Origin of the sequence: Pseudomonas reinekei (genome assembly GCF_001945365.1) — a bacterium.
In the GTDB taxonomy this organism is placed as follows: Bacteria; Pseudomonadota; Gammaproteobacteria; order Pseudomonadales; family Pseudomonadaceae; genus Aquipseudomonas; species Aquipseudomonas reinekei.
This window is the reverse complement of record NZ_MSTQ01000011.1, coordinates 184,400-199,242: the sequence shown is the minus strand read 5'-3', so window position 1 is coordinate 199,242 and position 14,843 is coordinate 184,400. Positions and strand designations below refer to the sequence as shown.

At 59.8% G+C, this 14,843-nt stretch carries 13 protein-coding genes; 10 read left to right on the top strand and 3 right to left on the bottom strand.

Translation table 11 applies throughout. From position 1 onward, the window contains the following. A partial coding sequence (locus tag BVK86_RS29990; protein ID WP_208609346.1) for a hypothetical protein occupies window positions 1–261 on the top strand: 261 nt, incomplete at its 5' end. A 112-nt stretch (window positions 262–373) separates the two neighbouring features. On the opposite strand, the gene BVK86_RS19115 is transcribed toward BVK86_RS29990, so the two are convergent. Both BVK86_RS19115 and aptA read right to left on the bottom strand, forming a co-directional pair. Then, on the bottom strand, window positions 374–1,867 hold the full coding sequence (locus BVK86_RS19115) for a CoA-acylating methylmalonate-semialdehyde dehydrogenase (protein WP_075947887.1): 1,494 nt from the start codon (window positions 1,865–1,867) through the stop codon (window positions 374–376). A gap of 74 nt (window positions 1,868–1,941) precedes the next feature. Next, window positions 1,942–3,291 carry an omega-aminotransferase AptA gene (gene aptA / locus BVK86_RS19110; protein ID WP_075947886.1) on the bottom strand — a complete coding sequence of 450 codons (1,350 nt, stop codon included), beginning with the start codon at window positions 3,289–3,291 and terminating at the stop codon, window positions 1,942–1,944. Between the two features lie 125 nt (window positions 3,292–3,416). Here aptA and BVK86_RS19105 point away from each other — a divergent pair, with 125 nt between their 5' ends. The 8 genes from BVK86_RS19105 (at window position 3,417) to BVK86_RS19070 (ending at window position 12,211) form a co-directional block, all read left to right on the top strand. Further along, window positions 3,417–4,337, top strand: a complete 921-nt coding sequence (locus BVK86_RS19105; RefSeq protein WP_075947885.1) for a LysR family transcriptional regulator — start codon at window positions 3,417–3,419, stop codon at window positions 4,335–4,337. 108 nt (window positions 4,338–4,445) lie between these two features. Next, on the top strand, window positions 4,446–5,096 hold the full coding sequence (locus tag BVK86_RS19100) for a TetR/AcrR family transcriptional regulator (protein ID WP_075947884.1): 651 nt from the start codon (window positions 4,446–4,448) through the stop codon (window positions 5,094–5,096). A 7-nt stretch (window positions 5,097–5,103) separates the two neighbouring features. Beyond that, window positions 5,104–5,685: an IMPACT family protein gene (locus tag BVK86_RS19095; protein WP_075947883.1), complete on the top strand. Its 582-nt coding sequence runs from the start codon at window positions 5,104–5,106 to the stop codon at window positions 5,683–5,685. A 570-nt stretch (window positions 5,686–6,255) separates the two neighbouring features. Next, window positions 6,256–7,821, top strand: coding sequence for an ABC transporter ATP-binding protein (locus tag BVK86_RS19090; RefSeq protein ID WP_075947882.1), 1,566 nt, complete (start codon window positions 6,256–6,258; stop codon window positions 7,819–7,821). 11 nt (window positions 7,822–7,832) lie between these two features. Then, window positions 7,833–8,939 (top strand): ABC transporter permease, encoded by a 1,107-nt coding sequence (locus BVK86_RS19085; protein WP_075947881.1) that lies wholly within the window; start codon window positions 7,833–7,835, stop codon window positions 8,937–8,939. Continuing rightward, window positions 8,939–9,865, top strand: a complete 927-nt coding sequence (locus tag BVK86_RS19080) for an ABC transporter permease (RefSeq protein ID WP_075947880.1) — start codon at window positions 8,939–8,941, stop codon at window positions 9,863–9,865. Before BVK86_RS19085 ends, BVK86_RS19080 begins: the two co-directional genes overlap by 1 nt. A gap of 104 nt (window positions 9,866–9,969) precedes the next feature. Beyond that, window positions 9,970–10,659 carry an SDR family oxidoreductase gene (locus BVK86_RS19075; RefSeq protein WP_075947879.1) on the top strand — a complete coding sequence of 230 codons (690 nt, stop codon included), beginning with the start codon at window positions 9,970–9,972 and terminating at the stop codon, window positions 10,657–10,659. 193 nt (window positions 10,660–10,852) lie between these two features. Beyond that, window positions 10,853–12,211: an 8-oxoguanine deaminase gene (locus tag BVK86_RS19070; protein WP_075947878.1), complete on the top strand. Its 1,359-nt coding sequence runs from the start codon at window positions 10,853–10,855 to the stop codon at window positions 12,209–12,211. A 124-nt stretch (window positions 12,212–12,335) separates the two neighbouring features. Here BVK86_RS19070 and BVK86_RS19065 read toward each other — a convergent pair whose 3' ends face one another. Then, on the bottom strand, window positions 12,336–13,427 hold the full coding sequence (locus BVK86_RS19065; protein ID WP_075947877.1) for a calcium:cation antiporter: 1,092 nt from the start codon (window positions 13,425–13,427) through the stop codon (window positions 12,336–12,338). 297 nt (window positions 13,428–13,724) lie between these two features. Between BVK86_RS19065 and BVK86_RS19060 the strand changes: the two genes are divergently transcribed. Next, entirely contained in the window at window positions 13,725–14,807 is a 1,083-nt protein-coding gene (locus BVK86_RS19060) for a BMP family ABC transporter substrate-binding protein (protein ID WP_075947876.1), read from the top strand. Window positions 14,808–14,843 lie beyond the last annotated feature (36 nt).

The window sequence follows — 14,843 nt, the reverse complement described above, 5'->3', positions numbered from 1 at the left end:
TCTACAGCAGCCTCATTTGCTGTCAAGTGGTTATTTTCAGAAGTTTTCAAGGATTTCCTCAACAACTTCAACCACTTGCGCTTTCGATCTCTCGTCAGCGGGAGGCGAATTCTACAGCGTTACACGCTGCTGTCAACACCTCTTTTTCAACTTCCTTCTGGCTTCGATGACCTGAAGCTACTTGCTGCCGAAAACTGCGTAACTCGTTGTTTACCAAGGAGTTTTCCGTTTCGACCGCGCCGGAAGTGGGGCGAATTATAGACATCTGAAATCTGCCGTCAACCGCTATTTTCATAAAACTGTCATATAGGTCAAAAAAGCCCTAAAAACAGAAAGGCCGACCCCTTGGGTCGGCCTTCTTATGCCCTTCTACTTACAAGCTAGGGAACGCGAACTGCGAAGCTTCGTGGCTCGCACGCTGAGGCCAGCGTTGAGTGATCGCTTTGCGGCGGGTGTAGAAACGCACGCCATCCGGGCCATAGGCATGCAGATCGCCGAATAGCGAACGCTTCCAGCCGCCAAAGCTGTGGTAAGCCACTGGCACCGGCAACGGTACGTTCACACCGACCATGCCCACTTCGATCTCGTCGCAGAACAACCGCGCCGCTTCACCGTCACGGGTGAAGATGCAGGTGCCGTTGCCGTATTCGTGATCGTTGATCAATTGCATGGCTTCTTCCAGGCTGTTGACCCGCACAATGCACAGCACCGGCCCGAAGATCTCTTCTTTATAGATTCGCATCTGCGGCGTGACGTTGTCGAACAGGCAGCCACCCAGGAAAAAGCCGTCTTCATGACCGGCCACGGTCAGACCGCGACCATCCACCACCAACTTGGCGCCAGCAGCTACGCCGTCCTCTACATAACCGCTGACCTTGTCACGGGCCTGGCCGGTCACCAGAGGGCCCATGTCCAGACCACAGCTGGTGCCTGCGCCGATTTTCAACGCCTTGATTTGCGGAACCAGTTTGGCCACCAGTGCATCGGCCACCTGATCACCCACGCACACGGCCACCGAGATCGCCATGCAGCGTTCACCGCAAGAACCGTAAGCCGCGCCCATCAGTGCGCTGACGGCGTTGTCCAGATCCGCGTCCGGCATCAGCACCGCATGGTTCTTCGCACCGCCCAAGGCCTGTACGCGTTTACCGCGCTTGGTGCCTTCGGAATAGATGTACTCGGCAATCGGCGTCGACCCCACGAAACTCAGCGCTTTGACTTCCGGCGCTTCGATCAATGCATCCACCGCCGTCTTGTCACCGTGCACCACGCTCAGCACACCTTTCGGCAGGCCAGCTTCGAGCAGCAACTGGGCGATCAGCAGCGTCGAACTCGGGTCACGCTCGGAAGGCTTGAGGATGAAGCAGTTACCGCAGACGATCGCCAACGGGTACATCCACAGCGGCACCATTGCCGGGAAGTTGAACGGCGTGATACCGGCCACGACGCCTAGCGGCTGGAAATCAGACCAGGCGTCGATGTTCGGACCGACGTTACGGCTGTACTCACCCTTGAGGATTTCCGGTGCAGCGCAAGCGAACTCGACGTTCTCAATGCCGCGCTTCAATTCACCGGCAGCATCTTCCAGGGTTTTGCCGTGCTCTTCGCTGATCAATTGCGAGATGCGTGCTTCGTTCTGTTCCAGCAGTTGCTTGAAGCGGAACATCACTTGGGCACGCTTGGCCGGCGGCGTGTTGCGCCAGGCCGGGAATGCGGCCTTGGCGGCGTCGATGGCGCTCTGGATGGTGTCGCGGGTCGCCAGTGGGAGCTTGTGGATTGCCTGACCGGTGGACGGGTTGAACACATCAACCGCGCGACCGTTCTCGGTCACCAGTTCGCCATTGATCAAATGCGGAATAACGCTCATGGAAGCTCCTGAAAAGTTGTCCACAGGCGCGCGTTTCCGAGCGCCCGTTGTTTATAGGTATATAGAAGGAGAAATCAGTCGATCTTGCTCAGCACTTCGCCGACCGCATCGAACAGGCGATCCAGGTCTTGCGGCTTGCTGTTGAAGGTTGGGCCGAACTGCAGGGTGTCGCCGCCGAAACGTACGTAGAACCCGGCTTTCCACAGCGCCATGCCGGCTTCGAACGGACGCACGATAGCGTCGCCGTCACGCGGGGCGATCTGGATCGCACCGGCCAGGCCAAAGTTACGGATGTCGATGATGTTCTTGGTGCCCTTAAGGCCATGCAGCGCATTTTCGAAATGCGGTGCGACTTCAGCCACGCTCTGTACCAGATTTTCCTTTTGCAGCAGATCGAGCGCTGCCAGGCCCGCGGCGCAAGCCACCGGGTGCGCGGAATAGGTGTAGCCGTGCGGGAACTCGACGGCGTACTCAGGCGTCGCCTGGTTCATGAAGGTCTGGTAGATCTCGGAGCTGGCAATCACCGCGCCCATCGGGATTGCACCGTTGGTGACTTGCTTGGCGATGCACATCAGGTCCGGGGTCACGCCGAAGGTGGTGGCGCCAAACATGGTGCCGGTACGGCCAAAACCGGTGATCACTTCGTCGAACACCAGCAGGATGTTGTGCTGATCGCAGATTTCGCGCAGACGCTTGAGGTAACCCTGAGGTGGAACCAGCACACCGGCGGAACCCGCCATTGGCTCAACGAACACCGCGGCGATGTTCGAAGCGTCGTGCAGTTCGATCAGCTTCAGCAGTTCGTCAGCCAAGGCAATACCGCCCTGCTCCGGCATGCCACGGGAGTAAGCGTTGCTTGCCAGCAGTGTGTGCGGCAAGTGATCGACATCCATCATCGCCTGACCGAACAGTTTACGGTTGCCGTTCACGCCACCGAGGCTGGTGCCGGCGATGTTCACGCCGTGGTAGCCACGGGCACGGCCGATCATCTTGGTCTTGGTCGACTGGCCTTTCAGGCGCCAGTAAGCACGAACCATCTTCACGGCAGTGTCGGCGCACTCGGAGCCCGAGTCGGTGAAGAACACGTGGTTCAGGTTGCCCGGCGTCAGGTCGGTGATTTTTTCAGCCAGCTGGAACGACAGAGGATGGCCGTACTGGAAGCCTGGCGAGTAGTCGAGGGTGCCCAGTTGCTTGGCCACCGCCTCCTGGATTTCCTTGCGGGTGTGCCCGGCGCCGCAGGTCCACAGACCGGACAGCGAGTCATAAACTTTGCGGCCCTTATCGTCGATCAACCAGCTGCCTTCAGCACCGACAATCAGGCGCGGGTCGCGCTGGAAGTTGCGGTTGGCGGTGTAAGGCATCCAGTGAGCATCGAGCTTGAGCTGGCTGGCCAGAGAAGTCGGTGCGTTTTCGGGCAAGTTCATGAGCGAAACCTCGCAAGGGCGATAAGCGGCGTAGGGATAAAAACCGTTCTTGCAGCTAAATTGCCACGGAGATAAAGTCGATGAAATCCAACTTTTCTAACCTTTAGTCAGGCCATCACTAAACTATGTCCAGCCGCCGTCCCGATCCCCTGGCGCAAGTCAGCGACTTTGATATTCGCTTGTTGCGGATCTTTCGCAGCGTCGTCGAATGCGGTGGCTTCTCCGCAGCGGAAACCGTGCTCGGCATCGGCCGCTCAGCCATCAGCCAGCAGATGAGCGATCTGGAGCAGCGCCTTGGATTGCGCCTTTGCCAACGCGGGCGTGCCGGTTTTTCTCTGACGGAGGAAGGCCGCGAGGTGTATCAATCAGCGCTGCAGTTACTGAGCGCACTGGAAAGTTTCCGCACGGAGGTCAATGGCCTGCATCAGCACTTGCGCGGCGAGTTGACCATTGGCCTGACTGATAACCTGGTCACCCTGCCCCACATGCGCATCACCCATGCCCTGGCCCAATTAAAGGAACGCGGGCCTGACGTGCAAATCCAGATTCGCATGATCGCGCCCAACGAAGTGGAACAAGGCGTGCTCGACGGGCGTCTGCATGTCGGCGTGGTGCCCCAGGCCAGCGCGCTGTCTGGGCTGGAATATCAACCGCTGTATAGCGAGCGTTCGTTGTTGTATTGCGCGGTCGGTCACCCGCTGTTTTATGCCGACGACAAGCAACTGGACGACGAGCGCCTGAACACTCAGGACGCCATTGCCCCGACCTTCCGTCTGCCCGCAGAAATCCAGGCCCATTACCAGGCACTCAATTGCACCGCCAGCGCGTCGGACCGCGAAGGCATGGCGTTCCTGATTTTGACCGGGCGCTATATCGGTTATTTGCCGGACCATTACGCCAGTCTCTGGGTACAACAGGGGCGCTTGCGCGCCTTGAAATCAAAAACGCGCTTCTACGACCTGAGCCTTGCCTCGGTTACCCGCAAAGGCCGTCGCCCACACCTGGTTCTGGAAAGCTTCCTCGAAAGCCTGGCTGCCACGCGCTGAAAACACACCCTGCAGGAGCCGGCTTGCTGGCTCCTGCAGGGTTGTGGTGCTTTCGGATTTAGGCTATCAACGCACTGGATGCCCCCACCCACTTGTCCGGAAGTGCCTATGACCTTTGAAGTCCCTGCTCACGGCGGCAAACCCGCCAGCCGCATTCGTCAGAAGAATGAAGAGACCATCATCAAAGCCGCCGAAGACGAGTTCGCCCGTCACGGGTTCAAGGGCACCAGCATGAACACCATCGCCTTGAATGCAGGGTTGCCCAAAGCCAACCTGCATTACTACTTCACCAACAAACTCGGTTTGTATGTGGCGGTGCTGAGCAACATCATCGAATTGTGGGACAGCACCTTCAACACCCTGACCGCCGAAGATGATCCGGCCGAAGCACTGACGCGCTACATCCGCGCCAAAATGGAGTTTTCCCGACGCCAGCCACAAGCCTCGCGCATCTTCGCCATGGAAGTCATCAGCGGCGGCGAATGCCTGACCGAATATTTCAATCAGGACTATCGCACCTGGTTCCAAGGCCGTGCCGCCGTGTTTCAAGCATGGATCGACGCAGGCAAAATGGACCCGGTCGACCCGGTGCATCTGATCTTCCTGCTGTGGGGCAGCACTCAACACTACGCCGACTTCGCCACGCAGATCTGCCGAGTCAGCGGCCGTACCAGGTTAACCAAGCAAGACATGGAAGACGCTGGCGACAACCTGATCCGTATCATTCTCAAAGGCTGCGGCCTGACGCCAACTCTCTAAGACGACTATGCCTTTTACCCTCAGCGACTTTTGCGAATACCGCGAAGAAATTCGCAAAAGCCGCTTCATCACCTATGCCGCGCCGATCAGCAGTCCTGCCGAAGCGCAGGCATTCATCGAACAGCACAGCGACCTGAATGCCACGCACAATTGCTGGGCGTGGAAGCTCGGCGATCAATACCGCAGCACCGACGACGGCGAACCCGGGGGCACTGCTGGCCGGCCGATCCTGGCGGCGATCGATGCCCAGGATTGCGATCAGGTCGTGGTACTGGTGATTCGCTGGTATGGCGGCATTCAACTCGGTACCGGCGGACTGGCCCGGGCATATGGCGGTGGCGCCAACAAATGTCTGCAAGCGGCGCCGAAGGTGGAACTGATCAGCCGCGTGCCGTTGCGGTGTGCCTGTGCGTTCAGTGAATTGGCGCTGGTGAAACTGCGAGTCGGGGAAAACGGTGGGCTGGTTGTGCAAGAAGATTTCACGGCCAACGGCGTGGAATTGCAATTGGCCGTGGGTGCCGGGCAGATCGAGATCTTGCAATCGCAGCTTGCGGATTTGAGCCGTGGGCGCATTTTGTTGCAGCGCTAGACGATCAAAAAATCACGGCTTGTGGCAGCTCGTTAAGGGGTGCGATTTTTTGGGGCACGATGGTTTTTCAATGACTCTACATTTGCCCACATCTGCTGTGCACCCGGCTGTGGATAACCTGAGCACATACCGCTGTAACCCTTCTGTCATGCGGCTTTGCGGGCTTTGCTCATTTTTCATCCAATCCGCTATCAAAAATTCAAAATCAAAGCAAAAACAATCAGTTAGAGCGGTTTAGCACCTTTAGAAGAAAGCCGCGCAGTGCTTATGCCCGAGTGTTGAGCTTGCGCACAAATACTGTGGAGCAATCTGTGGATAACCCGTTCATGGCTGACGCGGCCCCATATCCGGCATGGCTTACAGCTTGTTGCTCATTTTTTAACCAAAACCCTATGCGCAAAACCGGAGCCAGATCAACGGCTTTGCCCCCAAGTGGTGCCGTGTTTTGGATCGTGCGCGGCCAAGTCCCGGATTCAACGCTCCGGTGGGTGCGGCGCGGAGGATTTCCTGACCTACTGGCCAGAAAATTGCTTTATCCACAGGCATAACTCCAATCGAACCGAGCCTGAGATGACCCACCCCGCGCCCATTGTCGATACAACACCTCGCCTGCAGTTGCACAGAATCAGCAAGCGCTACCCCGGTTGCCTGGCCAACGACGCCATCGATCTGAGCATTGCGCCCGGTGAAATCCACGCCTTGCTCGGTGAAAACGGCGCGGGCAAAAGTACGTTGATGAAGATTATCTACGGCGTTACTCATGCCGATTCGGGTGAGATGATCTGGCAAGGGCAGCGTGTGAGCATGCGCAACCCCGCCCAGGCTCGCGGCCTGGGAATCGGCATGGTGTTCCAGCATTTCTCGCTATTCGAAACACTTACCGTGGCGCAGAACATTGCCCTGGCGATGGGGGCGGCGGCGGGCACGCCGAAACAGCTGGAGCCGAAGATTCGTGAAGTGTCGCAGCGCTATGGCATGGCGCTGGAGCCCGAGCGACTTGTCCACAGCCTGTCGATCGGCGAGCGGCAACGGGTGGAGATCGTCCGCTGCCTGATGCAGGACATCCGCCTGCTGATTCTTGACGAGCCGACGTCGGTGCTGACCCCGCAAGAGGCCGATGAACTGTTCGTCACTTTGCGCCGGCTCGCTGCCGAGGGCTGCAGCATTTTATTCATCAGCCACAAACTCGGTGAAGTCCGTGCGCTGTGCCATAGCGCCACCGTGCTCCGGTCTGGTCGAGTGGCCGGGCATTGCGTACCGGCCGAGTGTTCGGATCAGCAACTGGCGCAATTGATGGTCGGTGAAGCGGCGGCGTTGATCACTGATTACCCCAAAGTGACGGGCACCGACGTTTGGCTGAACGTGCAGGGCTTGTCCTGGCATAACCCGGATCCCTTCGGCTGTTCGCTCAAGGGCATCGACCTCCAAGTGCGCAGCGGTGAAATCGTCGGCATCGCCGGGGTCGCCGGCAATGGCCAGGACGAGTTGCTGGCCTTGCTCAGCGGTGAAGAACGGCTGCCCCACGTCGACAGCGCGAGGATCAGCTTCAACCTCGAACCGGTTGCACATTTGCGCCCCGACGCACGCCGCCAGCTCGGGCTGGCGTTCGTCCCTGCCGATCGGCTGGGGCATGGTGCCGTGCCGGAATTGAGCCTGGCAGACAACGCACTGCTCACCGCTTTCCAGCAAGGCCTGGTGAGCAAAGGCCTGATCCAGCGCGGCAGAGTCCTGGCGCTGGCCAACACCATCATCGAGCGTTTCGGGGTCAAGACACCGGACGCTCAAACACCGGCCCGCAGCCTGTCCGGCGGCAACTTGCAGAAATTCATCCTCGGCCGGGAAATCCTCCAGCAACCCAAATTATTGGTGGCCGCGCACCCGACCTGGGGCGTGGACGTCGGGGCCGCCGCGACGATCCACCGGGCCCTGATTGCCTTGCGAGAGTCGGGAGCGGCGATCCTGGTGATCTCTGAAGACCTCGACGAACTGTTCCAGATCAGCGACCGCCTCGGCGCCTTGTGCAGCGGACGAATGTCGCCACTCCAGGCCACCGTCGATACCCGCCTGACCGATGTCGGTGGCTGGATGGCCGGCCAGTTCGATACCCCTCAATCCCTTGTACCCGCCACGCATTAACGGAGTGTCACATGCTGCTTTCTCTTGAACCCCGTGGCCAGCAATCGCGCGTGATGTTGTGGTGCTCGCCACTGCTGGCGGCGGTCCTGACGCTGGGCTGTGGCTCATTGCTGTTTCTTGCCTTGGGACATGACCCCTTGCTGACCTTGCATACCCTGCTGATCGCGCCGGTCAGTGACCTGTATGGCGTCTGCGAGTTGCTGGTCAAGGCACTGCCGATTCTGCTGTGCGCACTGGGCCTGGCAGTCGCATACCGGGCGCGCATCTGGAACATCGGCGCCGAAGGTCAGCTGTTGCTCGGTGCGTTGGCCGGCAGTGCGCTGGCGGTGAATATCATCGACATGCAAAGCCGCTGGGCACTGGTGCTGATCGTGCTGGCCGGCATTCTGGCCGGCGCGGCATGGGCCGGGCTGACGGCCTGGCTGCGCACGCATTTCAACGCCAATGAAATCCTGACCAGCATCATGCTCAACTACATCGCCCTGAACCTGTTGTTGTATTGCGTCCACGGACCGCTGAAAGACCCCGAAGGATTCAACTTTCCGCAATCGGCGATGTTCGGTGATGCCAGCCGTTTACCGCTGCTGACGGAAGATGGCCGCTTGCACGCCGGGGTGTATTTCGCCCTGCTCGCGTTGGTGGCGGTGTGGGTGTTGTTGCAAAAGAGCTTTGTCGGTTTCCAGATCAAAGTGCTCGGGCTGGACAAGCGCGCAGCTGGTTTCGTGGGCTTTCGCGAGAAACGCCTGATCTGGCTGGCGCTGTTGATCAGCGGTGGCCTGGCGGGCCTGGCGGGGGTTTGCGAAGTCACCGGCCCGATTGGCCAATTGGTCCCTCAGGTGTCTCCGGGGTACGGCTATGCGGCGATCACCGTGGCCTTTCTCGGCCGGCTCAATCCCGTCGGCATCCTGCTTTCCAGCCTGTTGATGGCGCTGCTGTACATCGGTGGCGAGAGTGCACAAATGAGCCTGAATCTGCCGCAGGCAATCACCCAACTGTTCCAGGGGATGATGCTGTTTTTCCTGCTGGCCAGCGATGTGCTGATTCTCTATCGACCGCGTTTGAACCTGCGCTGGGCACGCCGCGCACCCGCCACCGCCATACACGCAGGAGCGCTGTGATGGATATCGATTTGCTGAGCAATATTTTCTACGCCATGGTGCGCTGCGGTACGCCGTTGTTGCTGGTGGCACTGGGCGAACTGGTTTGCGAAAAAAGCGGCGTACTGAATCTGGGTCAGGAAGGCATGATGCTGTTCGGTGCGGTGATCGGGTTTATTGTCGCCTTCAACAGCGGCAACCTGTGGCTGGGTGTGGTGCTGGCGATGCTCGCCGGGATGTTGTTGTCATCACTGTTTGCGCTGGTTGCGCTGGTGTTCAACGCCAATCAAGTGGCCACCGGCCTGGCCCTGACGATTTTCGGCGTGGGTCTTTCAACCTTTGTCGGTGCGGCGTGGGTGGGCAAACCGCTGACGGGATTCGAGCCGCTGGCGATTCCGTACTTGAGTGAAATTCCGCTGATCGGGCGGATGCTGTTTGCCCAGGATCTGCTGGTGTACCTGTCGTTCGCGCTGTTTGCGATGGTGGCCTGGGTGGTTCTGAAAAGCCGCATCGGCCTGATCATTCAAGCCGTCGGGGAAAGCCCGGATGCCGCGAGTGCCATGGGCTTGCCGGTGTTGCGCGTGCGCACGTTGGCGGTGTTGTTCGGGGGCGCCATGGCCGGGTTGGCCGGGGCTTATTTGTCCCTTGCCTACACGCCAATGTGGGCGGAGAACATGAGTGCAGGCCGCGGCTGGATTGCGCTGGCGCTGGTGGTGTTTGCCAGCTGGCGGGTGTGGCGCCTGCTGCTCGGCGCGTATCTGTTCGGTCTCGCCAGCATCCTGCACCTGGTGGCACAGGGGTTGGGGCTGGCGATTCCGTCGAGTCTGTTGGCGATGCTGCCGTATGTGGCCACGATTGTGGTGCTGGTGTTGCTGTCCCGGGATGCGCTGCGTACGCGGCTGTATGCGCCGGTGTCGTTGGGGCAGCCGTGGCAGGCCGGGCATTAGTCGCCACAAACAGACAACAACGGGCTCGACGCCCGACATCAAGCGATGCAGCATAGGCCTCGTCAACGTTCTCCACTGAACCTCTTTTACCAAGGAAGCCACTCATGTCTACGGCAAAAACCGCACTCATCATCGGCGCCTCCCGCGGCTTGGGCCTCGGCCTGGTGAAGACCCTTCTGGCCGATGGCTGGCAAGTCACCGCCACCGTGCGCAACCCGCAGAACGCCGATGCGCTGAAGGCGCTGGGCAAGGTGCGGATCGAGAAACTCGACATGGACGATCAGCAAGCGGTCATCGCCTTGAACCAGCAACTCAAGGGCGAGGTGTTCGACCTGCTGTTCGTCAACGCCGGGGTCAAAGGCCCTGAAGTGCAGACACCCAACGGTGGCGCGACCCTGGCCGAAGTCGGGCAACTGTTCTTCACCAACGCGGTGGCGCCAATTAACCTGGCCCAGCGTTTTGTCGGGCAAATCCGCCCGGGCACAGGTGTACTGGCGTTCATGAGTTCGGTGCTGGGCAGCGTGACCATGCCGGATGCGCCGGAACTGGCGTTGTACAAGGCGAGCAAGGCTGCACTGAACTCCATGACCAATAGCTTCGTCATGCAATTGGGCGAACAGACTTTGACCGTGCTGTCGCTACACCCGGGCTGGGTGAAAACCGACATGGGCGGTGAAGGTGCGGACATTGATGTCGAGACCAGCACGCGCGGCTTGGTGGATCAGGTGAATGCGTATGTCGGCAAGGGTGGGCATCACTTCATCAATTATCGCGGTGAAACCATTCCCTGGTAACCACCCCCACCCTTTGCAGGAGCGTGTTTGCTCGCTCCTGCAAAGGGTTTGTGTTGTCCGGTCGGGCCGGGCTTGCCCATGAGGACGTTTTGTTCGACACTCCGCACCTCGCCTTCCCGGCGACCCTGGATCAGCAGACAGGGCAACACTGAGCTGGCAACCCTGAACCCAACTTTCAGAGGAGCCGGCCAACATGCCTGCGACCCGCACCTGGTTAAAAAATCCCCTCGCCATTTTCACCTCCAACGAGCTTGATGCCCGTGGCGGCCTTGTGCTGCAAGACGGGGTAATCGTCGAAGTGCTCGGCCTCGGCCAACAACCGTCCGCGCCGTGCAATGAAGTGTTCGATGCCCGCGAGCATGTGATCCTCCCAGGCCTGATCAACACCCATCACCACTTCTATCAAACCTTGACCCGCGCCTGGGCGCCGGTGGTCAACCAGCCGTTGTTCCCGTGGCTGAAAACCCTGTATCCGGTGTGGGCTCGACTGACGCCGGAAAAACTCGCCCTCGCCACCAAAGTCGCGCTGGCCGAGTTGCTGTTGTCCGGCTGCACCACCGCGGCCGATCACCATTACCTGTTCCCCGAAGGCCTGGAAAACGCGATTGACGTGCAAGTCGAAAGCGTTCGCGAATTGGGCATGCGGGCGATGCTGACGCGCGGTTCCATGAGCCTCGGCGAAAAGGACGGCGGCCTGCCGCCGCAGCAAACCGTACAGGAAGGCCAGGTGATCCTCGACGACAGTCAGCGCCTGATCGCCGAGTACCATGAACGCGGCGACGGTGCGCAAATCCAGATTGCCCTGGCGCCTTGCTCGCCGTTCTCGGTGACCCCGGAAATCATGTCCGCGAGCGCCGAACTGGCGAATAAACTGGACGTCCGCCTGCACACCCACCTGGCCGAAACCCTCGACGAAGAAGACTTCTGCCTGCAACGCTTCGGCCTGCGCACCGTGGATTACCTGGATAGCGTCGGCTGGCTAGGCCCGCGTACCTGGCTGGCCCACGGCATCCATTTCAACCCGGACGAAATCGCTCGCCTGGGCGCCGCCCGCACCGGTATTTGCCACTGCCCGAGCTCGAACATGCGCCTGGCTTCCGGCATTTGCCCGAGCATCGACCTGACTGACGCCGGCGCCTTGCTCGGCTTGGGCGTGGACGGATCGGCGTCCAACGATGCCTCGAACATGATGCTCGAGGCGCGCCAGGCGCTGTACATCCAGCGCTTGCGTTACGGTGCAGAAAAGATCACTCCGGAGCGCGTATTGGGTTGGGCAACCCAAGGCTCGGCCAGTCTGCTGGGCCGTACCGATATCGGTGAACTGGCGGTGGGCAAGCAGGCTGACCTGGCGCTGTTCAAGCTCGACGAGCTGCGCTTCTCCGGCAGCCATGACCCCGTCTCGGCGTTGCTGCTGTGCGGCGCTGACCGTGCGGATCGGGTGATGATTGGCGGCAAGTGGCGAGTGATTGACGGGCAGGTCGAAGGGCTGGACCTGAAGGGGTTGATTGCCGACCACAGCCAGGCGGCTCGGCAGTTGATTGCCGGGACCTGATTCAATACCGATTAAACCTGTGGGAGCGAGCCTGCTCGCGATAGCGGAGTGTCAGTCGACAGAAATGTTGAATGTGGCGGCCTCATCGCGGGCAAGCCCGCTCCCACAAGGGATTTGTGGAGATTCAAAGTCCGAGCAACGACAACATGATAAACGTCGCAAACAGCACAAAGTGGGTCATGCCTTCGATGGCATTGGTTTCGCCGTCGTTGAGATTGATCGCGCTGACGATCAGAGTGATGAAGATCATCACCGTCTGCACCGGCGTCATGGCCATCTGGAACGGCTGGCCGGTGTAAAGCGCCATGGCTTCCATCACCGGCACCGTCAGGATCACCGTCGACAGCGACGCGCCCATGGCGATGTTGACCACCGACTGCATACGGTTGGCCAGTGCCGCGCGCAATGCGGTCAGAATCTCCGGTGCCGCCGAAATCGCCGCCACCAGAATGGCCGTGACCACTGGCGGCGCTCCGGTTCCTTCCAGGCCCAGATCAAGGGTCTTGGACATCACCTCGGCCAACGCGCCAATCACCACCACACCAAACACCAGCAGGCCAATGGACAGCGTCAGATTGACCGGCGACGGCTCCTCGTCCAGAGGCGTTTTCTTGCGGCGTTTGTCCGGGTAGCTGTAGCTGAAAAAATAGCTGTGCGGCCCGACCTGCATGCGCAGGAAAAGCGTGTAGAGCACGACCATCGCGCCGATGGTGAACGCCGAATACAGCTTCCAGTTGGCCTCGGGGATGAACTCCGGCACCACCATGGAAACGCCCATGGCGGTGAGGATCATCACGCTGTAGCTGCGTGCCGAGTCGTCGTTGTACGACTGTTCGCCATGCTTGAGCCCACCCATCAACGCCGCCAGGCCGAGGATGCCATTGATGTCGAGCATCACCGCCGAATAAATCGTGTCGCGCACCAACGTCGCAGAGGCTTCGTTGCTCATCATGATCGCCAGGATCACCACTTCCACCAGCACGGCGGCCAGGGTCAGGATCATGGTGCCGTAGGGATCGCCGACTTTTTCGGCGAGCAGTTCTGCCTGATGGGCGACACGCATCGAGGCAGCGACGATGAAGGCGATCAGCACCAGCCCTGACGCCAGCGCGACGGGCTGGCCACTGCTGAGCATCCAGTGCTCCAGCGGATAAGCCACGACGGCAGCGATCAGGGCCAGCAGCAAAAAACTTTCTTGCTTGAGAAATGTGAGCATTGCGGGCCTTTTTGCCGAGAGGGGCGAAATCAGTGGGGTGAGCTACTGACTACGGGGCGGCGCTAACGTTTCGTTACACCTTAGCGCACCAGTGGATGGCAGCAGGTTCGGGACATGCACTTTTATTGGCCTTCGCGCCTCATCGCGGGCAAGCCCGCTCGCACAGGATTTGCCCAGGCCATGTGGGAGCGGGCTTGCCCGCGATAGCCGTTACGCGCTCTCGAGCTATTTGTTGTCCTGTTGGTCAGTAATTTGCATTGGCCTTGCCAACCTCACAACAACATGGAGTTCGAATTCATGCACAAACGTCCGTTGAAGAAGCTGCTTTGCGCCGTTGTCGCGGCCATCGGTCTTGTTGGCAGCCTGGCCGCCAGTGCTGCCGATCCGCTGAAAGTCGGCTTCGTCTATATCGGTCCGATCGGTGACCACGGCTGGACGTATCAGCATGAGCAGGGGCGCAAGGCACTGGCGGAAAAACTCGGTTCGCAGATCACCACCCACTACGTGGAAAACGTCGCTGAAGGCGCCGACGCCGAGCGGGTGATCCGCAACATGGCCAAGGACAAGTACGACCTTATTTTCACCACGTCTTTCGGCTACATGAACCCGACATTGAAAGTCGCCAAGCAGTTTCCCAACGTGATTTTCGAACACGCCACCGGCTACAAGCAGGACAAGAATCTGGGCACCTACCTGGCGCGCACCTATGAAGGTCGCTACGTCGGCGGTTTTCTTGCGGCGAAGATGACCAAGACCAAAAAAATCGGCTACGTCGCTTCGTTCCCGATCCCGGAAGTGATCCGCGACATCAACGCCATTCAACTGGCCTTGAACAAGTACAACCCCGGCACCGAGATCAAGGTGGTGTGGGTCAACTCGTGGTTCGATCCGGGTAAAGAGGCGGATGCCGCCAACGCGCTGATCGACCAGGGCGTGGACGTGGTATTCCAGCACACTGACAGCCCGGCGCCGATCCAGGCTGCCGAACGTCGCGGCGTGTATGCCGTGGGCTACGCTTCGGACATGGCGCACTTCGGGCCGAAAGCGGTGCTGACATCCATCGTCAACGATTGGGCGCCACACTACATTCAGGCGACCCAAAGCGTGATCGACCGCACGTGGAAGTCCCAGGACTATTGGGGCGGTCTGAAGGAAGGCACGGTTGAACTGCCAATCAGCGACCTGGTGCCGGCCGCGGTGAAATCCGAAGCCGAGCAGATCATCGCGGACATCAAGAGCGGTGCGCTGCACCCGTTCACCGGGCCGATCAAGGATCAGGCCGGAGTCGAGAAAATCCCCGCCGGTGTGAGCGCGACCAATGCGGAACTGGCCTCGATGAACTATTACGTGGAAGGCATGAAGGCCGAGATGCCGAAGTAAAACACCGCACCCTGTAGTCGCTGCCGCAGGTGGCTC